Annotated in this window: 19 protein-coding genes; 5 read left to right on the top strand and 14 right to left on the bottom strand. The window is 49.1% G+C overall.

Features of this window, described 5'->3' with window-relative positions; genetic code table 11:
- Positions 1 to 38: 38 nt before the first annotated feature.
- The 8 genes from J2Y43_RS22875 to J2Y43_RS22840 are packed head-to-tail and all read right to left on the bottom strand — an operon-like array spanning position 39 to position 10,277.
- The gene (locus J2Y43_RS22875; RefSeq protein WP_309986862.1) at positions 39 to 695 is read right to left on the bottom strand and encodes an acetyltransferase; all 657 of its coding nucleotides are present in this window, start codon (positions 693 to 695) and stop codon (positions 39 to 41) included.
- Between the two features lie 2 nt (positions 696 to 697).
- The gene (locus J2Y43_RS22870; protein ID WP_309986865.1) at positions 698 to 1,396 is read right to left on the bottom strand and encodes a WbqC family protein; all 699 of its coding nucleotides are present in this window, start codon (positions 1,394 to 1,396) and stop codon (positions 698 to 700) included.
- 8 nt (positions 1,397 to 1,404) lie between these two features.
- Complete coding sequence (locus J2Y43_RS22865; RefSeq protein WP_309986867.1) at positions 1,405 to 3,462, bottom strand: glycosyltransferase family 39 protein; 2,058 nt, start codon at positions 3,460 to 3,462, stop codon at positions 1,405 to 1,407.
- Positions 3,463 to 3,466: 4 nt separating this feature from the next.
- Positions 3,467 to 4,549 carry a DegT/DnrJ/EryC1/StrS family aminotransferase gene (locus tag J2Y43_RS22860; protein WP_309986871.1) on the bottom strand — a complete coding sequence of 361 codons (1,083 nt, stop codon included), beginning with the start codon at positions 4,547 to 4,549 and terminating at the stop codon, positions 3,467 to 3,469.
- Entirely contained in the window at positions 4,542 to 5,798 is a 1,257-nt protein-coding gene (locus J2Y43_RS22855; protein ID WP_309986875.1) for an ABC transporter ATP-binding protein, read from the bottom strand. The genes J2Y43_RS22860 and J2Y43_RS22855 overlap by 8 nt, the downstream gene beginning before the upstream one ends.
- 17 nt (positions 5,799 to 5,815) lie before the next feature.
- On the bottom strand, positions 5,816 to 6,649 hold the full coding sequence (locus tag J2Y43_RS22850) for an ABC transporter permease (protein WP_106597149.1): 834 nt from the start codon (positions 6,647 to 6,649) through the stop codon (positions 5,816 to 5,818).
- Between the two features lie 2 nt (positions 6,650 to 6,651).
- Positions 6,652 to 7,743 carry a hypothetical protein gene (locus J2Y43_RS22845; protein WP_223403842.1) on the bottom strand — a complete coding sequence of 364 codons (1,092 nt, stop codon included), beginning with the start codon at positions 7,741 to 7,743 and terminating at the stop codon, positions 6,652 to 6,654.
- A 2-nt stretch (positions 7,744 to 7,745) separates the two neighbouring features.
- A complete protein-coding gene (locus J2Y43_RS22840) occupies positions 7,746 to 10,277 on the bottom strand; it encodes an SLBB domain-containing protein (RefSeq protein WP_309986882.1) in 2,532 nt (843 codons plus the stop codon).
- Positions 10,278 to 10,552: 275 nt separating this feature from the next.
- Here J2Y43_RS22840 and J2Y43_RS22835 point away from each other — a divergent pair, with 275 nt between their 5' ends.
- Both J2Y43_RS22835 and pheA read left to right on the top strand, forming a co-directional pair.
- A complete protein-coding gene (locus tag J2Y43_RS22835) occupies positions 10,553 to 12,424 on the top strand; it encodes a DNA topoisomerase IV subunit B (protein WP_309986884.1) in 1,872 nt (623 codons plus the stop codon).
- A 124-nt stretch (positions 12,425 to 12,548) separates the two neighbouring features.
- Positions 12,549 to 13,622, top strand: a complete 1,074-nt coding sequence (gene pheA / locus J2Y43_RS22830) for a prephenate dehydratase (protein ID WP_309986887.1) — start codon at positions 12,549 to 12,551, stop codon at positions 13,620 to 13,622.
- A gap of 71 nt (positions 13,623 to 13,693) precedes the next feature.
- On the opposite strand, the gene J2Y43_RS22825 is transcribed toward pheA, so the two are convergent.
- The 3 genes from J2Y43_RS22825 to J2Y43_RS22815 are packed head-to-tail and all read right to left on the bottom strand — an operon-like array spanning position 13,694 to position 17,144.
- Positions 13,694 to 15,862, bottom strand: coding sequence for a hypothetical protein (locus tag J2Y43_RS22825; RefSeq protein ID WP_309986891.1), 2,169 nt, complete (start codon positions 15,860 to 15,862; stop codon positions 13,694 to 13,696).
- A 10-nt stretch (positions 15,863 to 15,872) separates the two neighbouring features.
- On the bottom strand, positions 15,873 to 16,532 hold the full coding sequence (locus tag J2Y43_RS22820; RefSeq protein ID WP_309986895.1) for a hypothetical protein: 660 nt from the start codon (positions 16,530 to 16,532) through the stop codon (positions 15,873 to 15,875).
- 3 nt (positions 16,533 to 16,535) lie between these two features.
- Positions 16,536 to 17,144, bottom strand: a complete 609-nt coding sequence (locus tag J2Y43_RS22815) for a DUF4136 domain-containing protein (protein WP_309986898.1) — start codon at positions 17,142 to 17,144, stop codon at positions 16,536 to 16,538.
- Between the two features lie 265 nt (positions 17,145 to 17,409).
- Between J2Y43_RS22815 and J2Y43_RS22810 the strand changes: the two genes are divergently transcribed.
- The 3 genes from J2Y43_RS22810 to J2Y43_RS22800 all read left to right on the top strand — a co-directional run bounded on the left by J2Y43_RS22810 (position 17,410) and on the right by J2Y43_RS22800 (position 20,226).
- A complete protein-coding gene (locus J2Y43_RS22810) occupies positions 17,410 to 17,970 on the top strand; it encodes a DinB family protein (RefSeq protein ID WP_291195551.1) in 561 nt (186 codons plus the stop codon).
- Between the two features lie 211 nt (positions 17,971 to 18,181).
- Positions 18,182 to 18,859, top strand: a complete 678-nt coding sequence (locus J2Y43_RS22805; RefSeq protein WP_090156860.1) for a response regulator transcription factor — start codon at positions 18,182 to 18,184, stop codon at positions 18,857 to 18,859.
- Positions 18,856 to 20,226, top strand: coding sequence for a HAMP domain-containing sensor histidine kinase (locus tag J2Y43_RS22800; protein ID WP_309986907.1), 1,371 nt, complete (start codon positions 18,856 to 18,858; stop codon positions 20,224 to 20,226). Before J2Y43_RS22805 ends, J2Y43_RS22800 begins: the two co-directional genes overlap by 4 nt.
- A 286-nt stretch (positions 20,227 to 20,512) precedes the next feature.
- Here J2Y43_RS22800 and J2Y43_RS22795 read toward each other — a convergent pair whose 3' ends face one another.
- The 3 genes from J2Y43_RS22795 to J2Y43_RS22785 form a co-directional block, all read right to left on the bottom strand.
- Positions 20,513 to 21,592, bottom strand: coding sequence for a mechanosensitive ion channel domain-containing protein (locus J2Y43_RS22795; RefSeq protein ID WP_309986910.1), 1,080 nt, complete (start codon positions 21,590 to 21,592; stop codon positions 20,513 to 20,515).
- Positions 21,593 to 21,599: 7 nt separating this feature from the next.
- On the bottom strand, positions 21,600 to 22,418 hold the full coding sequence (locus tag J2Y43_RS22790) for an N-acetylmuramoyl-L-alanine amidase-like domain-containing protein (protein WP_309986913.1): 819 nt from the start codon (positions 22,416 to 22,418) through the stop codon (positions 21,600 to 21,602).
- A 134-nt stretch (positions 22,419 to 22,552) separates the two neighbouring features.
- A complete protein-coding gene (locus J2Y43_RS22785) occupies positions 22,553 to 24,292 on the bottom strand; it encodes an alpha-amylase family glycosyl hydrolase (RefSeq protein WP_309986916.1) in 1,740 nt (579 codons plus the stop codon).
- Positions 24,293 to 24,399: the final 107 nt, after the last annotated feature.

Genomic DNA, 24,399 nt, shown 5'->3' with positions numbered 1-24,399 from the left:
CGATATTAGCTAGCTCAAACTTTCGTCACCGGATCGACTCAATAAGCTTCATAACTCATTTTTCCGGGTACTTTTTTCGCAGGGTTTCCAACATAGACGCCCCATTCTTCGGTTTCTTTCATGATCGCCGATGCCATTCCCACGAGTGTCCCCTGCGCAATCGTCGTGTAATCGCGGATGGTACTGTTCACGCCGAAGAAAGAGTACGATTCTACCACACAATGCCCCGAAAGCACCACATGCGAAGTGAAGAAAACGTGGTCTTTGATTTGGCCATGGTGGCCGATATGGTTGCCGCTCCACAGCACGACATTGTTGCCAATGGTCGTGAACGGCTGGATGGTATTGTCTTCCAGAATAAAGCAGTTCTCGCCGATCTCATTATTGAAAAGCGTCGCGCGGGAACTGATGTAGGAAATGAACTGATAACCTTTCGCTTTGGCGTGGTTGTAAATCGCTTCTCGGTTGCGGTTCATATTGCGGCCGGTCATGGGCGCAAAGAACTTGTACTCCGATGGAGGGAAAATGGTTTCCACATCCTCGAACGCTACCACGGGCAGGCCGTGAAAATTATCGTGCTCGATGTATTGGCGATTGACGGTGAATGCAATAACCTCATGCTCAGAGTCATGGGTTAAATAATAGTGCGCTAATTCTGCTGTGTCGAGTACTCCAAAAACGATAACTTTCGCCATTACTAAATCAGTTCGTATGCCTCTAAATGTTTCCTGATATCGTCGAGACCGTTAAACATCAGAATGTCTATAACAGACAACCAAGGTACGAAAGCATTTTTAAATTGGGGGTACGGGCTAGATATACTTTTTATGAAGTCCAGTCTTATTCCCTCGTTTTCAAATTTCCCTTTATCGTACAATTCCACCCCGCCAATAGGATTGATGTAGTGGTTTGCTTGCTCCTGTTTACAGATATCCAGAATCCGGTCCTGTCCTTTCAGGTGTTTATTATTATATATCATTGAAGAGGGAACAATCTCCGTGCCTATGCCCATGTACGCGCAGGTTTTTTGTAAGGCGTATATACATAGCTCGTTGATTGAATCAACTTCTAAATTTACGATTTCTTCTATCAGTTCAAAAACCTTTTGATAACAGGGAGCCTTCTGATATGACTGCTGAATGGTTTTGAGTAATTTCTTCTGCCACTGCTCATGTCGGGCAAGTTCCACTTCCAGGATCAGTTTGTTCTGGCTGGCGTCTTTCAACGGAATGGTAAAAAGGTGTGCCTTTCCGCCGACGAGCAGGTTGTTCCGGTTGATCCATCCCTTGTTGATGAAGTTCACATCGTCATAGATGATGAACTTGTCCACGGCATTGATCAGCTGGAAATAGCCGATATATGGAAAAATATACGGCTGCATGATGGCAATAGTCATGGCTTGGGCTATTTGAGTTTTCTCAGATAATAATCTTCCCCCCGCTCGCTCAGGAACATCCGGCGGTATAAAGTCGTATCGGAGCCGAGGCGAATGTCGGTCGGTAATGCACGGATCTTGCTGGTGTCGTTCACCACTTTACGGGCATAGAACAGGTAATCGGCGTCTTTCGGGATCGGGCGAAGGCCTTCTTCGAACGGATTGATGGAAATCAGCCTTCGTGTGAGGTTCTTGCCATATAGCGGGTATTCGAAATCACTATTTACGGTTGCGAGCGCCACGGTGGCGTTTTCAGGCACGATGGAATCGAAACGGACGTAAGCTTTGGTGATATCAGGTCTTGCAAATGTCTGGTAAGGAATACGGTCCATCGTCAATGCCGACTCCATTCCGTAAGCAGGCAGAGGAAGGCAGCGGATATTGAGATAAACGGCCATAATGCCCGAAATGCAGGCAAGCCCTACAACGAGCATTATATAGCCTTTCCAAACATTCCTGCGGGGTTTGATGATCGATAAGCGGTGATGGGAGAACAGTAACAGCAGGAAAAGCACGCCAAAAAGCCCTGCTTCCATGAAGTACCGGCCTTTGAAGGGGTCATAAGCCGCCGAATAGGAAATCGTCGCCAGGTTAAGGCAGAATGCGATCACCAGGAAGAAATGCACCCGCGACCTGAAAACGCGTATCAAAACGAGGAACATCAGCGGCAGGATTAAGGCAAATCCGAATACACCCCAGTACGGGTTCGCATTGTAATAGTAAAACCCGCGCTGGAAGGAGAATGGGACTATCGTGAAATCCTTCTCTTCGTCAAGTCGCATTTTTAGTTTGTCTTCCAATACTACCAGCGGTTTTCGGATAGCGGTATTGAGGTCGTAGCCCCATTGGGCATTCCGTATGCCGTCGAGATTGCAGAAATCATAGGTGTAACGGATCACATTCCGGCTGCCTTGCTCAAACAGGTTGGCCGCGCCGCCCGCCCGCTCGTACGATTGGTGGTACCGCGCCGTAGGAGGGCCGATCGGGTGTCCGAAAACCTGGATATTGCGGATATAGCCCGTCGGTATGGTGTAAATCAAAGCGAAAAAAGCGATCGCAAGCCCGAGCCTTAGCGTCCTTTCGAAAAATACCTTGAACGTGGGTGCCAGGAAAACGGTGTAGATCATGATCACGAACACCGACGGCATAAGCAGCGCAAATGTCGCCTTATGGCCTGTAACGATCGCAAATGTGATTCCCGCGAGATAGAGATAGCGGTTGTCGCGGCTGGTGTAGTAGGTAAACAGGAAATAAAGCAGGCAGCTCAGATAAGCCGTCAATACGATATCGGTTTCCGTCGTAACGGCCTGCATCAGGAAGTCGAGGAACAGGCTGTACGCCAGGGCACAAAAGAAACTGGCGGACAAATTCCGGCCAATTCTTTGGGCAATACCAAAAACAGACACCAATGTGACATAGTAGGCCATTTGGTGAATGAGTTTGAAGGCATTCTCAATGTTTCCGCTAATCAGGTACGAATAAATATGGATCGTCGTGAGGCTCTTCGGATAGGTATCCATGTTCCAGTTGGCACCACCGAAATGTTCCATCGTGCCCCGCTGAATGTAGCGGATCGCGCGGTTCAGGTGTCCGGTCATGCTGTCCCATTCGTTGGGCGCCGTAAAAAGCACGAGTATCAGGTTGGTAATCCCGATGACCGCCAACGTCAGGAACAACGCACCGAAAATGACTTTCAGATACGCAGAAAGTTCCCGGGTCCAAAGCCGGAACGTACTCAGGCGATTGGCGATCAGCCCGCGAATGGAATAGGGCGTTTGCTGTGGTACGAGCCTTGTCCAGAGCAGGTATTGCAACGCAAGTACGATGTAGGTGCCGCCGATCCACCCGAAGACGTTCGCGGTGAGGTCCAGCGCCGACAAAACAAAGCCGGTAGGGATAATGCTACCAACAAATAGGATGAAGAAGGTAATAATCAGCTCCGTGAGCGAAGGTTGAGCAATTTTTTTTGCAACAAAGCTGATACCGTATAAAAACAGGAAAAAAGTTAGCCAATAAAAAATGACCATGCGATTATGGTGATAAATGACCGTTGATAATGCGGGAAATCCTCTCGATATCTTCGAATGGAAGCCCTACATATAATGGCAAACTTAACACTCTTGCCGCGATATCCTCAGAAACAGGGCAGGCAATTTGCCTTGGCATGAAGGAAAGGGTGTTAAGCGACGGGTAAAAATATCTCCTCGGAATGATTTCTTCCACTTTCAATGCATCCATTACCTTAAACATGACTGCCTCCGAGGGAAACACCACGGGGTAATAAGCATAGTTATATTCAATGTCAGTACTCAATGTAGGTTTAAACAAAATATCCCAGTTGAGCAGGCTATCGTAAGCGGCAAAAACTTCTTTACGCGCATGGATGATCGCCGGTACCTGCGGGAGGTTCACGAGCCCCATTGCGGCATGGAATTCCGAGTTTTTTCCATTAATCCCTGCGAATTCATAATGCTCGTCGCCCTGGTGGCCGAAAGCACGCAGCAAATGCAGCTTGCGGTCCAGCTCGGGGTGATTGGAGATCAATGCGCCGCCTTCGATGGTATGGAACACTTTCGTGGCGTGGAAGCTGCAAGTGCTCAAATCGCCGTATGAAAGCAGTGATTTTCCTTTATAGGTAACGCCAAACGCGTGCGCCGCGTCATAAATAACTTTCAGATTATGTTTTTTTGCAATAGCCTCGATCGCTTCAATATCGCAGGGGTTGCCATACACGTGCGTTGCGAGAATGGCCGATGTAGCTGGTGTAATGGCCGCTTCGATCAACTCCGGATTGATATTGAACGTGGCCGGATCGATATCCACGAAAACCGGCGTGCAGTTTTCCCACAGGATCGCATTGGAGGTCGCCACGTAAGAGAACGGCGTCGTAATGATCTCGCCTTTCAGTTCCAGCGCCTTGATTGCTATTTGCAGAACGATCGTTCCATTACCGCAGAAGTAAAGGTGATCGACTTTCAGATACTCCCTAAGTTGCCCTTCGAGCTTTTGTAACAGGGGGCCGTTGTTGGTCAGATAACCACGTTCCCAAATTCCACGGACATATTGCAGATATTCTTCCTGGTCAGGTAGAAAGGTTTTAGTGACGTTAATCATTCACTACGTGTTCAGATTGGCGAATGGAAAAATTCAATTGAGGGCGAATGTATCCGGGCCATTTGCCATACCAGGTCACATTTTCACGGTAATCCTCAATATCAAAAACAAGGGCTTCCTCCATATTGTAAAGCACGGTGCTTGTGTCTTTTACGATCATCATCGAAACGACGTACGAGCCGTCGTTGAGGAAGTTGCCGGGGATTTCACATGTTCCGCTCACAAGGCCTTTTGAGAAGCTCTCGGCCTGCGTGCCTACGTTGAAAATACATTCGCCGGTGAAGGTGTACAGGTGCATACTCAGGTTCAGGGAAGCACCTTCTACCATGTTCCAGAACTCAAACTGGAAGTTGATCGGCGTACGGACGTCGATGTGGTTCAGATCGTCCTGATATTCCGGGAAAAGTTTGAAGCTCTTCACGCGCACCTGGTCGTTTCCGGGAGCGGAGTCGATATTGTCCCAATGCTTTTCCAGCGATTTGTGGGAAACTTTGCTGAGATAGTTGGTCACGATGTGCGTCGTGTCGCCCTGGTCTATCAGCCGGCCTTTTTCGAAATAGAACGACTTGTTGCAAAGTGCCTGAATGGCGGTAAGGTTATGGCTTACGAAAAGCAGCGTGCGACCGCTTTCCGAAACATCGCGCATTTTACCGAGACATTTCTTCTGAAACTCGGTATCACCCACGGCGAGTACCTCGTCTACAATGAGGATTTCCGGGTTCAGGTGTGCCGCGATCGCGAAACCCAGGCGGACGTACATCCCCGAAGAATATCTCTTAACAGGCGTATCGAGGAATTTTTCAACCCCTGCAAAATCAACGATTGCGTCGAATGATTCACGGATTTCAGCCTTTGACATTCCGAGAATAGCACCATTAAGGAAAATATTCTCGCGTCCCGTCAATTCAGGGTGGAAGCCCGTACCTACTTCCAGCAAGCTGGCAATGCGGCCGTCGATTTTGATCTGGCCGGTAGTAGGTTCGGTAATGCGGCTCATGATTTTCAGCAACGTCGATTTACCGGCGCCATTGTGGCCCACAATACCAATGCGGTCTCCTTTATCAATACTAAAATTCACATCCTGCAACGCCCAGAACTCCTCTTTCTCGGCGAAACCGTTCTTTTCCTGCTTGCGGAACCACTTGTCAACCGTATCGGAAACAATATCACGCAGGCCGGACGACCCGTTTTTACGCTGGTGGTCGATGATATATTTTTTGCTGATATTTTCAGCTACAATTACAGACATGCCCAAGAGTAGTTATTTCAGATATGGTCTACGAAAGTATTCTCTTTTTTACGGAAATAGATCAGCGAAATAACCAAAATGATCGATGATGTAATAACCGTTGAATACAAACTCTGCGGGTTGAAATAGGATTTGCTTCCCAAAAGACACCAGCGGAAACCGTCGATAATCCCAACAAGCGGGTTCAGGTTATAGTATTTCTCATACCAGGTGCCTTTAACGAGGCTACTGGGATAAGCCACTGGGCATACATACATGCCCACCTGTACCATAAAGGGAATCAACTGTCCGATGTCCCGGAAGCGTACATTCAGCACAGCAAAAAACAGGCCGAAGCCCATCGATGTAATAAATGTAAGCAAAATGAAGCAAGGAAGAAATATGATCTGCCAGCTAATAGGGGTTTGGAAGAATGCCGTCACCAGCAAATAAATGCCGAAAGTGATGAGGAAATCCACAAAACCAACGGCAACCGAGCTCAGTGGCATGAGCAACCGCGGGAAGTATACCTTCGAAACCAGGTTGTGGTTGATCAGGATACTGTTGCTGATCTGCGTGAATGTGTTGGCAAAGAACGTCCAGATCGTCAGTCCTCCAAGTACCATGAGAGGGTAGGGAATGCCGGGATCCGCTTTGATTTTAGCTACATAACTGTAAACAAACACCATGACGGTCATCGTCATGAGCGGGCGCAGTACGCTCCACGCTACACCGAGGAGTGTCTGTTTATATCGAACGGAGAGATCTCTTTTTGAAAGGATCCAGAGTAATTGCTTATTGAGCCAAAGGTCTTTCCAGTAATCCTTCTCGGACCCACCGGCCTTGATAGTAATAGAGTGTTGAGTTGCCATGATTATGCCGTTACCGCCTCCTTACGCACGATTGTGGTGGTAGGTGTAGAAAACACTGTTCTGAAATAAACAAAGATCAGTGCGATCATCAAACCTGCCAATGCCCCGATTTTGGCATTACGCTTATCTTCATATTTCACATCCAGAGGTACTTTGATACCCTCGATTTCTGTGAACAAAGGAGCTTCTTTTACGAGGGAAACACGCATTTTTTCGGCGTTGGCCATCGCTTCGTAATACAACTGTTGCAGGAAGGACGACTTTCTTTCCATGCTGGTCGCCGAAACTTTGGCTTCCGGCATCATGATCTGGGCACTGTAATCGAGCTGTTTCGCCAGTTTATGTTCTGCGATACCCAATACCGCGGCCAGGGAGTCGGCCCGGCTTTGAAGCAGTCGGAGCGTCTTGCGCGTTTTTTGCGTCTGGTTTTCAGTATACATTTCTTCTACCGTTTCCAGCAGGGTGGTTACCCACAAGCCCGCGAGGTGCTCGTTCTCCATCTTGGTGGAAATCTGTGTAAACGACGATTTGCGGTCGAGGGATGCAATCTCCGTTGCCTCAGCCGCACGCTTTACGATGGTATTGAGGTTGATACGGGAATTGAGGTCCATTTTCTTGACATCATTAGACGTGAAATGGAACTTCTGCAAATCGGGATAATCTGCCCAATCGGACGTTTTGATACCGCTGGAATCGATGTAAAAGTTGGCAAGAAGTTGCTTTTTGCCGTTGATCTCAACCTCTTTCATCAAATTCCGCTCCAATACCGGGCGGGACTTTACAAAATAGAAGAAGTTCTCTCCGGTGAAAATATTCGCGTCCGGTTGTGCGCCGATACCGAGGAGGCCTGCTACATCGCCAAAGCCTGAACTCGCACCCGCTGCGCCGAGGTTAAACACGACGGTCGCTTCGTAGGTAGGCGGCTTGTTCTGGTAAGTATCCATGGCATATCCGATACCGAAACCCACGGCCGGCAGGAGCAAAAGCCATTGCCAGTTGCGGATCAATGCATTTTTGACTACCAATATTTTCTCGACGACTTCCTTGGGAGATAACTCGTCGTCGGGGATTTGTTGTGTGGTCGTTGTTGCCATAGTTATTTAAGTGAACGGAATGCCAATACTGTTACAATCAATCCCATAATTGAGCTCAACAGGGTTGTAGCTGTTTGAATGCTTTGCTGTGTATTCAGAGCCGGTGCATTTCTTGTCGGAACAAAAATCTCCGAGCCTGGCTGTACTTTCGGATATACATTGAAGAACAGGAACCTTCTGGTACGATCGATATTACCGTTAGGATATTTGATGTAAGAGCTCTTTCTGAGCGATTGCACCGTGAAACCTCCCGACTGTGAAATGTAATCCGAGAAGTTCATCCCTTTGCCGTATTTCACGGTGGTAGGGTAAAGTACCGAGCCGGTTACCTGGACGGTTTCCAGGCGTTTCGGAATGCGGATAATATCACCTTCCTGCACCACGAGGTCTTCGAATGAACCCGGGTTTTTCAGGATGTTTTTCAGCACAATCCCGATTTTCTCTTCTTTTACATTTGGCAGGTCACCGGTAAGTGCGCCTTTCTTAATCTGCTTTTCAGTCTGCTGCACTTCCGTGTAATCTACCGGCTCGTCGAGGTTTTTCACGATTGTGCGGCGCAAAAGCGTTGCTCCTTCCGGATAGGCAAGCTCGGTCAGGCCACCCGCTCTTTTGATAATATCGCTGATCTTGTCGTTTTTATTGACAATCGTATAAGGACCTGTTACGAGTACTTCGCCTTCCACGAAAACAGTTTGCTGCTCGACATAATTAGGCGATTTGCGAACAATAACCTGGTCGAATGGGAACAATACAAAATTGGTTGCTTTGGCATTCAGGGACAGGTCGCGGTTTACATTGAACTTATAGACCTCGGAAATCTGCGCATTCGCTGCACCAGCCACCGAATTTCTTTTTCTTCTGACAACCTCAATTTCGGAAGTATAGGCTGACTCTTTCAGACCGCCGGCCTGCACCAGTACGTCTTCAAGCGTCATATCGGTCGTGTAAGGGAATTTGCCCTCATTCTCACCGACTTTCGTATTGTTCACTTCTCCTTCCACACTCACAAATGCGGTTTCCGCCATTTCGAATCTCGAAGGAACGACGATCTGGTCGAGGCGCGTCAGCACGAGGTCGGGCGTTACACCGTTCAATACATCGGTAAAGTTGATGGGGATAGTCTGGATCGTGAGGTCCTCGCGGGTACGCAGTACGTTCAGGCGCCCTACAAATGCGTCTTCACGCATTCCCTGCGCATTTTCAATCAGTTTTTTCAGGGTAGGACTGTTGTCGAGCGAGTACTCACCAGGGCGCATTACCGCACCTTCAACGGTGACAATGTTCTCGAAACGGTCGAGGACAGTCTCTACATTGATCGAGTCGCCGGTTGCCATTTCGAAGCTGTCGTACTGCTCTTCCGGCACATCCAGGATCTTACGTTCTTTGGAAGTAATGCGTTGTATTTTTAGTCTTGCGCGGTAAGCCTTGTCGCTGAAACCGCCTGCGTAGCGGAGCACATCACCCAATTTCTCTTCCGGCGTTAATTCATAAATACCCGGACGCTTTACCATACCGGCGATTTCGGTGCGTTTCAGGTAGTAACCTACAACCACGTTGTCGTTTTCCTGAACGCGGATATCGCCATCGATTTTACCATTTACGAGGTAATCATAAATGTCGAGTTTAGATACAACCTTGCCCTGGCGAACGACGCGTACTTCGCGGAAAGATCCAATTTCATTAGGGCCGCCGGCCTGGTACAATGCGTTGAATGCAGACGACAGCGAGGACACTGTATAAGTCCCCGGATTGACCACTTCACCCGTCACAAAAACTTTTACAGAACGAACTTCTCCGAGCGTAACCATCAGTTTGGTACGGGCTCCTTCGCCTCCTGTACCGATCATTCCTGGTACGAATTTGGCAAACTTGTCGATCAGGATTTTCTTGATTTCTTCGATCGTACGACCTGCTACCATTACATTTCCAACGCGGGGAATGCTGATGAAACCGTCCTTGTTGACAATGGTTTCGTAAGTGCTTTCTGCGTAGTTATACAGGTATATCTTCAATTCGTCACCCGGCCCTACAACGTAGGTGGTTGGTGTAACGATTTGTAAATCAGGGATTAGTCCCAGATTCTTATCTGCAAATATCGAATATCCGTAGATTTTCTGACGAAAAGCTTCCTTTGCTTGTTCTTCTGGAGTCAGCTTGGTGCTGGTGTTGGTATTGACCTTGCTTTGGTCGCCGCCTTCGGCAGTCTGATTAGCGGCGGTTTTGCCTTTATCACCACCCTGCCCGTCGTTCCCCTGCTGCGGGTTTCCCGACTGCTGGTTGCCTCCCTGCTGATTTCCGCCCGGCTGTGTGGTGCCTTGCGGATTGCCCGCTCCCGATTGTGTGTTACCGCCTGTAGTGCCGGTATTGCCTCTCGGACCCGATTGCGTATTGCCCTGGGCGCCGTTGGACGTCGGGGCAGTTCCGGAAGGGGCTGTTGGGGCAGTAACCTGTGAGAAAGCGGGCAACGAAATGATTAAACTCAGGAAATAGGGAAGTACAGATTTATAACTTTTAGCCAACCTGGATCTGTTCATAAGAAGAATTATTGTACTATTGAAAGTCTGAAAATTCATTAAAACTATGTATAAGACTAGTATTTTTGAATTTGGGATTCGAGTACACGCAATATTGTGGTAGTGTATATCATGGCAAAGTAAATTAGATTTTTCCTATTTTTAAAGAATTTCTATTAATCGGGGTCCCTCGCTGGGAAGCCCGGCAAAGTTATAACAGGGTAACGACAAAAGATTCAAAATATTAAAATACCGCCTCCAAAAGCGATAATACTCCTAAAAGAATAGTTATAAATATGGAAAGTACAAATGTTCAGTACGACGAGAGCAGTATCCGGTCGCTTGACTGGAAAGAACATATCCGCCTCAGGCCCGGGATGTACATCGGAAAGCTCGGCGACGGCTCGTCGGTGGACGATGGAATTTACGTGCTTGTGAAGGAAGTGGTGGATAACTCGATCGACGAACACATGATGGGCAACGGCAAAACGATCGAAATTAAGATATCCGAACACCGTGTGGAAGTGCGCGATTACGGCCGCGGTATTCCGTTGGGTAAAGTGGTAGATTGCGTTTCGAAGATCAATACCGGTGGTAAATACGATTCGGGCGCGTTCCAGAAGTCGGTGGGGCTGAATGGCGTAGGAACCAAGGCGGTGAACGCACTTTCTAACCATTTCAAGGTACAGTCGTACCGCGATGGAAAGACCAAGGCCGCGGAATTTCACCAGGGAACGCTGCTGAGCGAATCGGAAGAGGGAACGACGAGCCAGCGCAACGGAACCTATGTAGCGTTTGAACCGGACAATACTATTTTCAAAAACTTCCGGTATATCCCGCAGTACCTGGATAATATGATCTGGAACTACTGCTATCTGAACGCGGGGCTCACGATCAATTTCAACGGGCAGAAATACTTCTCCCAGAACGGCCTGCTCGACCTTCTGAAAAGCAAATCCGACCCGGAATCGCTGCGTTATCCCATCATCCATTTGAAGGGCGACGATATTGAATTGGCGATGACTCATGGTAACCAATATGGTGAAGAATACTACTCTTTTGTGAATGGTCAGTATACGACACAAGGAGGTACCCATCTCGCTGCATTCAGGGAAGCAGTTGTTAAAGCGGTGCGCGAGCATTTCGGGAAAGATTACGCGCCGGAAGACATTCGCTCATCCATTATAGGCGCAATTGCAATCCGCGTTCAGGAGCCGGTTTTTGAATCACAAACCAAAACAAAATTGGGTTCCAACACCATCACGCCCGACCCGAACAGCACCACTGTGCGGACGTTTGTGAATGATTTCGTGAAAGAAAGGCTCGATAATTTTCTGCACATGAACCCCGAATCGCGCGATGCATTGAAAAAACGCATCGAACAATCGGAGCGGGAGCGGAAAGAACTGGCGGGTATCAAAAAATTGGCCAACGATCGTGCGAAAAAAGCCAATTTGCATAATAAAAAACTCCGCGACTGCCGCCTGCACCTCACCGACGCGAAAAGTGAGCAGCGTTATGAAACCACGCTTTTCATTACGGAAGGGGATTCGGCAAGCGGTTCGATCACCAAATCGCGGGATATTCAAACCCAGGCGGTATTCAGTTTGCGGGGTAAGCCCTTGAACTCATTCGGGCTCACGAAGAAGATTGTTTACGAAAATGAGGAGTTTAACCTGCTCCAACATGCATTGGATGTGGAGAATGGAGTGGAAAACCTGCGCTTCAACCGCATTATTATCGCCACCGACGCCGATGTGGACGGTATGCACATCCGATTGCTTTTGATGACCTTTTTCCTGCAATTCTTCCCGGACCTGGTTCGGAACGGGCATTTGTTTGTGCTCGAAACACCTTTGTTCCGCGTTCGCAACAAGAAAGAAACCATTTACTGTTACAGCGAAGAAGAAAAGCAGGCGGCGATCGACAAGCTGGGCAATAAGCCGGAAATCACCCGTTTCAAAGGGTTAGGGGAGATTTCTCCGGAGGAATTTGGCAAATTTATTGGGGAGGACATGCGGGTAGAACCGGTGATCCTGCAAAAGGAAACGTCCATTCAAAAACTGCTGAGTTATTTTATGGGTAAAAATACGCCCGAGAGACAGCGGTTTATTATCGATAATCTCAAAGTAGAGAAGAATGTCGAAGAGCTTGCACTCGTGGGCTAGGCCTGCCGCGCATTGCATGCCGCGCATTATCTTTGGCGTGGTCAAGTAATATCGTGCCGGGAAGGGCTTTATTCAAAAGTGTAAACGCACCTCCCGGTTTGAACAACCTATTTAAAGTGTTTTTGTGGAATTACAGGATTTAAGAAACAGGATCGATGGGCTGGACGATCAGCTGCTGAGCATTTTGAACGAGCGCATGGAGCTCGTGAAGAAGGTAGGCGAGGTGAAACGGTCTTCCCAGTCGATTATCTACCGCCCCGAAAGAGAGAAGCAAATCCTCGACCGGCTGGCAAAACATAACAACGGCTTACTCACCCGTCAGGCGATCGACGCCATTTTCTTCGAAATATTTGCGGTATCCCGCAACCTCGAACTGCCCGAGCGGGTGTCGTACCTGGGGCCGGAAGGAAGTTTCACGCATCAGGCGGCCGAAGGTCGTTTCGGAGCGATGAGCGAGTACCTTGTGCTCCCCACGATCCATTCGGTGTTTGAAAGCGTAGAGACCGGTCGTGCGAAGTTCGGCGTGGTGCCTATCGAGAATAATCAGGAAGGTATTGTAGTTGAGACTGCGGACTTCCTGCGTGAAAAGAATCTGTCTATCGTGGCTGAAATGCTCCTGAAAGTGCATTTCACTTTCGCATCGCAGTCCGACAATCTGAAATCGATCAAAAGGATTTATTCCAAAGACATTGCATTCCGGCAATGCGGGAAGTTTATCGGTGAATACCTGCAAGGAATGGGTGTCGAACTGATCGCGGTGGATTCTACTTCAAAGGCCGCCAAACTGGCCTCCGAAGAACCGGATGCAGCGGCGATATGCTCGTCGATTTCAGCGAGGCTGTTTGGGGTACCTATCCTTTTCGACAACATCGAAGACAGTGATCAGAACCAGACGCGCTTCCTGATCCTGGCGAAGGATTTTACGAACATGAGGAGCGCCGATGACAAAACGACGATTATTGCGAATTTGCCGAATACCAACCGTCCGGGCGTATTGTACGAGTTCCTGAAAGATTTCAACGACCGTGGCATTAACCTCACCAAGATCGAAAGCCGGCCGTTACGCGGCGAGGCGTCGTTCCGGGCGTGGTTCTTAGTGGAATTCCTCGGGCATATGGACGACCCGCAGGTGCAGGAGATCATGCACAAGTACGGGACGCACCTGAAATGGCTCGGAAGCTACGTAAGAGTGGCCTAGTCTATATTTGTATAAAAAGCAGAGAGCTCGCTTCATCAGCGAGCTCTCTGCTTTTATCAGGTATTTCAAAACTATTTCTTCAATGTCCCGCGGTATAGCGACGGCCAGTTGCCATACAGTTCTATCTCCGCTTCGGTGCCGTCCGGCAGGCGAACCTTCATTTTCCGTTGTGCCGAAGGTTGCTGGAATGAATCGACTGCTAATACGACTATCTGGTTACCTTTTACAATAGAAGTAACAAATGGCTGCTTACTATCGATCGCCAGCAAAGCTTGCTCTTTTTTGGGTTGAATCCACCGCCCGTCCAGTTGGAAGGCCAGGTCCTGGTTTTGGCCGCCTACTATTACATCCTCGACTTGCTTGGCCATCCAGTTGCCCAATGCATAATATTCGGTAGGGAAGTCCCAGTATGGAGCGGCGGTTCCGCCGGAAGTATTGCGGCCCACTTCGCTTTCGGGCGTTTTGCCGTCGGCGGCGTACCATTCGTAACCCCAGCCCCACATGTCTTTCGATAATTTATAGGCATTCGGGTTTTTAGCGCTAGGGGCTCCGTCGTGCCAGAGGTAATAGCCATCGAAAAGGATTAATGAGAACAGCGAGAAGCTCAATGCCTGGCTGGCAGGCATCATTTCGAGCTGGTTCATGATAAGCTCGCCCTTCGGATCGGTGAGTTGGTAATTCCAGGGAACGATGGGGTCTTTATACAAAGGCATGTACCGGTTCCAGCCATAGAAAATGAATTTGTTGTTTTTCTGGTAGGGCAGGAGCTTGTTAATGCGCAGCGAGTGAATCGCCGAGAGCAATACGAAGTTATTGGGCGAGTTGCCCGCATTATCGATCGCAAACATCGGTTTGGGATACACATCTATCGGCACGGTATTGAACACGTCCCGGAAACTGTCGCCATTCGGCAGTGGGTCGAAGTTCGGATTATTGGCTTTCGGGTCGTTGTATTCTTTGATAAAATCTTTCGGGTTTGCGCCGCCGACGGTATTGATATGCGGATTGGTATAAGCCCCGCCACCCCAGTAATCCATTAAATGCATATTCGGGTGGTTCTTTTTGATCACTTTCGAAAACCATATCAGTCGTTGAATGACTTCTTTGGAATAATGCTGGTTCCAAAATTCAAAATCGTAAGCATACACCCCGAACCCCGGCACGCCCGCCAGCGCTTCCACTTGTTCTTTAGAAAGGCTTGCAAACCATTTTTCGTCCTTGTCGCCGAAATAATTAGGAGTGGCTGTGTAATGTAGCTTTTCCGCAGGGTATTCTTTTTCGGTATTGGACAAATAGCCGATCCCGCGTTTGTAGTAATTATCGGAAGGTACGTAGTTGTTGAGCCGGTATTGCATGACCAGCTTGCCTTTGACGGGCTCAAATTCAGGGAACCTTGTGTCGAAATCGACATTAATGGTGCGTGAGGGCGAAAACCAGTCGGGAATGCTGATACGCGTCAGTGCCTGCGTACCTGTTTGCTCCGGCTTGCCCGCGATGTAGATATTCTGCTGACGGAGGCTGCGGTTCTTGGCGGCATTCCACCAGTCGTTGTAAGGGGCATCTATCCATCGGGAGGTTACCGAGTACAAATAGCCTGGTTTTATTTCAATGCCATTTTCAAGCCCCTGCACCACAATGCCGTCAATCATGACCACTTTGGTGCGGCTGTCGTTATAATTGGCAAAATCGCGCAGATAGAATTTGCCGCCTTTCCGGATGGGCCGCACGTCGAGCCAGTTGTCCTTACTTCCCTGGCGGATCCATTCTTTTGTATCTAACACCTCATTGGCCACAGCAGCTTCAAAATTGAATGCGGCGGTTGTTTGGCAACCCTGCTGGCCGAGGCTCGAAACGTGGATTTGTGCTTCGCCACCTTTGACCTGTACATCGGGGATCGTGAGCCAGGTGCCGTAGCGATGCGGTACGGACTGGAAGGATTGAGTTTGGCCGTTCTGGGTGATTTTTACGTCATAAGGCGCAAGCCCTCCTGCATTGGCTGCAAGCTCGAACTGCATTTCCCGGCCGATCTGGCGATACCGGCGGATCGTGAGGTCGCACGCATGGGAGGCGGAATCGAGCGTGCGCGCCATGGGGAAGCCTTCTGTAACCTGTACGTAAGTTTTGTGGCTGCTGGGACCAAAGCGGTTCCAGGCCCAAAGCCCGGAACCGATCAGAAATGCGAGAATGCCACTAAGCCAGATAAGCGATGTTTTGGTCAAAACCTTCCTTTTATGTGTCACGATGCGTTGTTTACCACCAACGATAGAATAGGCCTATCGAACCGTTCACGGATGATATGCCTTTGTCGATGTAGTCATATTTATAAGCCGTGCCATCATATTTGACACGCACATCGAGGCCCAGCGTCCCATCCTTTTTAAATAAAAATTTAGAACCGGCCCCAATGCCGTACTTAAAGCGTACTTTCTGATCCTGCGACGACAATGTACCATAATAAACAGTGTAGTCCAGAATGCTCGCCCCGCCGCTGATCTGCACATACGGCTGCACCTGCGAATTGCGGGGCAGGAAATGGTAGTTGGAGAACACTTCCACGGGATATTGCGAAACGGTGCGCGTCTGTACCGCTGAAATAGTACCTTCCGAACCTTCATAAAGCGCTCTCGGTACGCGTTTCTCGAAATAAGTTGAACCGATTTCACCTCCAACTGAAAGCGGCGAGTTTCTCAAAACCCATTCAATAGAGAGCGAAAAGTTCTGAAATGAAGCCTTATCAATGTAATTATCTTTGAAAGAACCCATCGGAACGGCTCCCATGAAACGGGCGGTGGCCAGGTAATGGGTGTAACGTTCAAACGGGGAGGCGATGGTATATAACTTGGGTTTTTCCTGTGCCAATGCGGGCAGTACACTCCCAAGAAAAAGGGCAATGATGATGATGCGTTTCATTTGTTACTTGACTTTAAGATAACCGGATTGGCCGAAAATGGAATCCGCCATTTTGTCTACGAGCTTCTGGTCGCCGATGGCCGCACCGCGGATTTGCGCTTCCCATACCGCATTGAAAGTTTTGCCGGAAGGCGTTGTTTGCGGATTCTTAAAATCGAGCATCGAGATCACCCAGGAACTTTCGCTGGTCTCATAATAGCTGTAATAATTCGGGTAACCATAGCCATAACCACCCCAGTAGCCGCCATAATAGGAGGAAAGCGGTTGATAAACATTGAGGTAAGTATTGGTGATCCACGATACGTTGATACCCACATCTGGATTTTCCTTACGGCCCACGTGCCTGTAACCCATAGATTCCATGTTGGTGATCAGGCGTTGCAGCATCGCGCGGTCGATGTCGTCGAGGGAAGTGCCGGCACGCGAATTCTCGACGATCAGCACCGAGTCCACAATGCTGAATGTCTTGTACTGCGTGAAATTGGCCGATTTATCGTGATTTGTTATGTATACCAACGACTCCTCATTGGAAAGGTCGCTGATCGGATCTTTCGAACACGACATCAACCCAAGGCCGACGATCAGTAAGAGGAAAGAGGCTTTCTTGAACATTTGAGTTGTATTTTAAAATTTGCTAAATAAACGAAAGTTTAGAGTCGATTAGTTTAGAGTCCACGAGTCTGGAGTCCTTTGAACTTTAAACTCATCCACTCCTAAACCTTGACCGCATCGTTCGCCGATTGGTTGGAACGCTACTTTTTCTGTCAAAACCTCAGGAGAGTATGGAACCCGGTAAAATGTCTCTTTAATATTGAAAACACATTTGGAAAATCTTAGGCCGAATCCCCGTAAATTTGCAGCTGTTTAATCTAATCATATGGAAGCAAAAGAAGAGATTTTAAGAATTATAGATGTACTCAACGACACCTACGAAAGCGAAGAGGCATGGTATGGGCCGTCGGTAGTGGAAGCTTTGCGTGACGTTACCCCGAAAATCGCGGAGGCACGCCTGAGCAGCAATACGCACTCTATCGCGGAAATCGTATACCACATGACCACCTGGCGCATTTTTGCGGTTCGTAAATTGCAGGGCGACGCTGAGTTCGATATTAAAACACAGGATAAGGACTGGAAGAAATTTCCGGTTGTGGATGAATTTGAATGGGAGGCGATCCAGATGGAACTGAGCCTTTCGCAGGAGGAGCTGGTTTCCGAACTCGAAAAGATCGAGGACGACAGCTTCCTGGAAGAATTCGTACCCGGCCGCGATTACTCCTATTATACATTAATCCACGGCGTGATCCAGCACGATGTTTACCACGCAGGGCAGATAGGACTCATTAAAAAAGCAGCGAAAGCCATGCGTCTGGAAGAAGACGATGATTACGGCGCTTATGGCGATCGTTCGGATTATGACAATTCCGCAGATTATTACTGATACTTACATGAAATTTTGTAAAAATAGGCAACTACCTATTGTTTATAATTTAAATTTTATATTTTGCATTATAATGGAACGTGGGATGTTGAGAAATGCCAACGTTCTAATGGTGTGGATATAGACAAAAAGGCTGTCCGATATTTCGGGCAGCCTTTTTTTAAGCAAAAATCTGTGCAACATTTGGCACTTTAAACCGCTTGATCATTCTATGAAAATATTAATCGTTGAAGACGAACCGAAACTCGCGGGTTTTCTCAAAAGAGGCCTCGAAGAACAGTCGTGGGAAGTGGAACTGGCTTACGACGGACAAGTCGGTAAGAAAATGGCTTCCAACTACCGGTTCGACGTGATCATTCTGGATGTAAACCTGCCGTTGCTCAACGGCTACGATCTTGCCAAACAACTCCGCGCCGACGGTCTCACGACCCCGATTCTTTTCCTGACTGCGTTGGGCACGATCGACGACAAGCTCGATGGTTTCGAAGCAGGTGGCGATGATTATTTGGTAAAACCTTTCGAATTCCGCGAATTGATTGCGCGGATCAAGGTGCTTTCGCAGCGGAACAGTGCCCGCGAGCAATCCAGCCAGGTACTTACCCTCGCGGATCTCGAACTAAACCTCGACGAAAAAGTCGCCAGAAGGGGAGGCAACCGGATCGATCTTACCGCCAAGGAATTTGCATTGCTCGAATACCTCATGCGTAACCGCGGGCGCGTGGTCTCGCGTGTGGACATTGCCGAGCAGGTGTGGGACATCCGCTTCGATACCGGCACCAACGTGATCGACGTGTATATCAATTTCCTCCGTAAAAAAGTCGATAAGGATTATCCTACCAAGCTGATCCACACGGTAGTCGGCATGGGCTACATTTTCAAGGAAGAATGAATATCAAATCGCGCCTGACGCTGCTGTTTACCTTGCTGGTAGGCTCCATTATGGCGCTGTTTTGTCTTGCTATTTACTTTTTCTACGACCAGTATCGCGAAACGCAATTTTATTCCTTCCTGAACGAGCGCGGCCAGACGATCGCCCAGCTTGTGGAGGCGAGCCACGGCATCAGCAAAGCGGACATCGAAAAGATCGAGAAGGAGAACAAAACCATCCTGCTCGACGAGGAAATCACGATTTACGATGGCTCCGATTCCGTCATATTTGTCAGCGGGAAGGAGCATTTCAGGCTTTCCAAACCGATGCTGACCGAGGCGCGTGCCGGGAAGGAAATCCATACGAAACATCACAAGCAGGAGGTGATCATCATCCGGCACATTTTGCAGGACCACCGGAAACCGTGGGTTGTGGCGGTGATCGCGAACGATTACCTCGGTATGAACCAGCTCAACCGCCTGCGCGAAATCCTGCTGATCGGCTGGCTGTTGTCCATGGTGCTCGTGGGCGTCGCCGGTTGGCAGTTTTCCAACGATGCCATCAAGCCAGTGGCCGACATTATCGACCAGGTGAACAACATTTCGGCGGGGAACTTGCACGAAAAAGTGCGGGTAGGACGGGAGAAGGACGAGCTTGCATTGCTGGCTGAGACATTCAACCAGATGCTTACCCGGCTCGAAATCGCTTTTGTAGCCCAAAAAAACTTTGTTTCGCATGCTTCACACGAGCTACGCACGCCCCTGGCGCTCATCATGAGCGAGGCCGAACTCAGTTTGATGAAAGAGCGCTCCCCGGCCGATTACCAGGATGCATTGAAAGGGATCTGGTCCGAGGCGAAGGAAATGAATGAGCTCGTAAGCCGCCTGCTCGAACTCGCGCGGACAGAAGAGAATGCATTCAGGGTAACATTTTCGAAAATCAGGATCGACGAGGTGCTATGGCAGGCAAAGGGCTCGGTACAGCAGAAAAACCCCGGCTACCAGGTGCATATTCATTATGATAAAATCCCTGAGGATGAGGAGCAATTGAAGCGTTTCGGCGACGAAAGCCTGCTAAGGACGGCATTCCTGAACCTGATGGATAATGCCTGCAAGTATTCGCCGGACAAGACCTGCAATGTTTTTCTGGAAATCAAGAACCGGCTGATCACTGTCTATTTCCGTGATATGGGCATCGGCATCGCGCGGGAAGAACTGCCTTATATTTTCGATACTTTCTACCGCAGCCAATCCACGATCAGCAAAGCGGGTTACGGCATCGGGCTTGCACTCACCAAGCGCATTATCAACATGCAGGGCGCGACCATCGAAGTGGAGTCTGCATTGGGCTCCGGCACGACCTTCATTTTGAAATTCCCGCCTTTTTAATTCCTTTTTAATTCAGCGTTAATGCCTCTTTAACAACGGAAAAGCTCTTTTGTAGCGTAAATCGCACGTTCTGATTTACGCAAGCCGTCAGGCATTTCCAATAGCTTTCCCCCGTCGGTAATTTCCGTTTTTTGCAGGTCGTCATTTCCCTTTTTCAATCCAAGCGGCGCCTGTCACAATGCGGGAACGAACGGATCAAAATATCAAAGAAAAACTGTATTGAGTTAAATTGAGTTAGGTGAGTAGTAAGAAAAGACTGGCCTTCGGATCTTCCGGAGGCCAATTTTTATATACCCGTTTCGGATATTTTGAACTTCGTCTGCGTCGTCTCTTCCACGCGGGTTGCGGGTAATGCCTCGGGATGTTCGTTCACGATATATTCAATCATTTTCTCGCGAACCAGGCAGCGCAAATCGAAAGTCTCGCTGGAATTACGCGCCGACATCAGCGCCCGCACCACCATCAGTTGCCCTTGCGTATCCGTCACCTGCAATGCCCATGCGCGACCATCCCAAAGCGGGGTCGCTTCCAGGATTTCTTTCAATTTGGTACGAAGCTTGTCAACAGGTGTGTGGTAATTGAGGTAAAAGAATGCGGCGCCGGTCAATGCGCTTTCGTTGCGTGTCCAGTTCTGGAAGGGCGTTTCGATGAAATAGGTAATAGGCAGCACAATGCGCCGTAAATCCCAAATGTTGACAACTACATAGGTCAGGTTGATCTCTTCAATGCGTCCCCATTCGCCTTCCACGATCACCACGTCGTCGATCTTGATCGGCTGCGTGAATGCGATCTGGATACCGGCCATCAGGTTCGCCAGCGACTTCTGCGCTGCGAAACCGATGATTACCGACGCAATACCGGCCGACGTCAGGATCCCGACGCCATATTGCCGCACGCTGTCGAAGCTGAGCAGCAGTATCGAAACGCCGATGGTCACGACCATGATCACCACAATGCGTTTGATAAACTTGATCTTCGTAAAAAGCCGCCGTGCCTGGTTGTTGTCGGGCGTGTTGAAGTCGAGCTTGGCGATCAGGATCTTTTCGACGATGATCACGATCCGGGCCATCAGCCAGGTAGTGATGCCGATGAGCGCGGTTTTGCTCAACGCGAAAACCCATTCATATTGCGGGTTGGAGTAGGAATAGGTTTTGGCGGCCGCCGTGATGAGTACGATCGGTATGAAGAAATGCAGCACGTTGGTGAGGTTTTCACGGATTGCGCGTACCACGGTCCATTCCTTCCTCGACGCCGTTATTTTAATCAGGCTGATGATGATAATGCTGATGACCAATCCGATGGCACCGGCGAGCAGCAGCAATAGCCAGGGGGAATTCCGGTAGTTAATCAGGTCGGTTAAATCCATTCACGGTTCAGATATCGTTGAGACGGGCCACGATCATACCCGTATGTTTCGGGACGGAAGCCACATATTCGGCCAGGGGAACATTCGTCATGATCACCTTTTTGCCCGTGAGCGACGCGTGGATCAGGTAAGCGCGGCTGCCTACCTTCGAAATAATGCCCATATGGTTCACATCCAGCCCTTCCACCGACGACGTGAATGCAACTATATCACCATCGTGGAGCATGGGTTCGGCTTTCTGAATGCTGTTTTTGGGGATGTAACTATGCTCCCTGGAATTGATCACCGCCTCCTGTTCTTTCAGTTTCTCATACACTTCACTGGCAGCCAGCGACGGGTACAAGTTGGCGTGGGTAGTCATGAAATTGATCTCCTTGTTGAAGGGTACACCGCCGACTTTGGACGTAATGTCTTCGAGGCGGCCGCGTTTCTGGTTTTCATACATCCAATCAAGGATGTAATGCAGCCGTGAAGGATAGCCGTCGATCACGCCGTCGCGGTAACGGAGGCGTGTCAGTTCATTTTTATATTCTTCAAAAGTCGAATTTTCGGTTTTAGCAACAGCCAGCGCGATCACGCTCTCTACCAATGTCGTACAATCCAGTCCGTCGAACTTGCATACTAGCCGTTCGGTAGGGTTGCCTTCCAGGCTGCCGGCCACGTAGGGCGTTCCCAGGAACGACTCACTCATACGCAGGACCTGCGTGCCGATATCCGGACTGGCGGGCAGCTCCATCTTCTGCACGAAAGTCTTTTGCAGGCTGGCCTGCCCGAAAGAAGCAACAGAGCCCAGCAACAAAATGGAAAGCACTACAAATCGGATCATACTTGAATTTCTTTAAAACCAGGGTACGTTAACGACAAAAAACTTGCCACGATAAAATAGCCACAAATTCGTGGATAATGTAAAATTAATGATCAAAAGCCCCTTTTGCAACGACAAAAGGGCTTGAAGCCGCGTTACTTCGGAACGATCTCGAAAGCGAATGCCGAAATCGGCGGGAGTTCGAGGTGCACTCCGGTGGATGTAATGTCGGCTGTGCGCAACTGTACCTGTGGTACTTCAAGCGGGAACACGGGCTTCAATTTGTAATCGCCTGTATTGCCCAGTTTCAGCACGTTCGTCCATACATCCTGCGGCACTTTAACCAGCGTTTCTACGGTATCGGACTCATGAAAATTGTATACGAACAATATTTTTTGATCGTCGGTATGCCGCAAATAGCTGAAAATGAAATTTCCGTCGTAATTGAACGATTGCCCGTTGGCATTTACATATTGCAAATCATAGAACCCGCCTGCATACACCGCCTCGTTTTTAAGCACAAATGCATTGAGGTTGCGGTAAAACTGACGCAGCGTTTTTTGTTCGGTGGTAAGCAGCTCTTCGTTGAATTGCCCGCCATTAACCCATTGCTGGAATTCCGGCACGCCCCAGTAGTCGAAAATGGTCGTGCGACCGTCCTCGCCCTGGAAACCTTCCTGCTGGGTAGGGTCCACACCGAGTTCCTGCCCGAAATAGAGCATCAACGGGCCCGTATGCAGCGTGGCACTCAGTACCATGGCAGGCAATGCGGTCCACGGGTTTCCGGCAAAATATTTGGAGGCAATGCGCTGTTCATCGTGATTTTCGAGAAAGCGCAGCATATGCTCGCTGAAATCACCCGATTCGTGCTGCCAGATACGCGTAATATCGGAGGCGCTGCCGTGCCCCTCGATCATCCGCCGCAGTGAGTTGTACAGCCCGACCTTGTCGTACAGGTAATCGAATTGTCCGGTATAAATGTAATTGCGGTATTCAAACGGATTGTAGATCTCTGCGATGAAAATGACCGCGGGATTTTCCTTCTTGACTTCCGGAATTACCCATCCCCAAAATTCAACAGGCACCATTTCGGCCATGTCGCATCGGAAACCATCCACACCTTTGCGGGTCCAGTAGATGAGAATGTCGCGCATTTTGAGCCAGGTGGACGGAATTGGGTCAAAATGGCGTGACCGGCCATCGAGGTAATCGACGCCGTAGTTCAGCTTGACGGTCTCATACCAATCGTACTGGCTGGGCTGGGCCTGAAAAACATCGTTGCCGGTTGCTTTGGCGGGGCGTTCATGGTAGGGAGTCGTTACCGGCAGCGGCGGCTTATGGCCTTCCGGCACCACGAAATCGTGGTTTGGAATGTAATAAAAGTTGTTGGAAGGACTGAAAGTGACTGTATTGTCGTCATCCTCCCCGAAATCCTTAACACCCTCGGGGCGCACATCCGAATGGTACTGCCGGGCAACATGGTTAGGGATAAAATCGATTACCACTTTCAGCCCGTGTGTATGCGTACGCGCGACGAGGCTTTCAAACTCCTGCATCCGGTTAGGTACATCCACCGCAAGGTCGGGATCCACATCATAATAGTCCTTGACCGCATAAGGCGAGCCGGCGATGCCTTTCACGATCAGCGGATGGTCGGGATTGATGCCGTATTGCGAATAATCGGTGAGCGTGGCATGTTCGAGTACGCCGGTGTACCAGAGGTGGGTCACACCGAAATCCTTCAACGCACCCAGCGCGGTGTCGTCGATGTCGTTGAACTTCCCGCACCCGTTCTCTTCAATCGTACCGTAAACCTTGTTGGTCGTATTCTGATTGCCGAAGAGGCGTGTAAATATCTGGTATATAACGAATTTATCCTTGTTAACGGCGGACATTTCTTTGGGGTTTCTAAATGTTCTGGGAAAGCGTGCGACGGAGCCCGGTGACACCGGATAGCCCGTATTTCGGCCCTGGCGCAGCAAATTGCTATTTTTTACTATTT

The sequence above is a fragment of the Dyadobacter sp. BE31 genome, assembly GCF_031457695.1.
GTDB lineage: Bacteria > Bacteroidota > Bacteroidia > Cytophagales > Spirosomataceae > Dyadobacter.
This window is presented reverse-complemented; position numbering and strand designations above follow the sequence as displayed.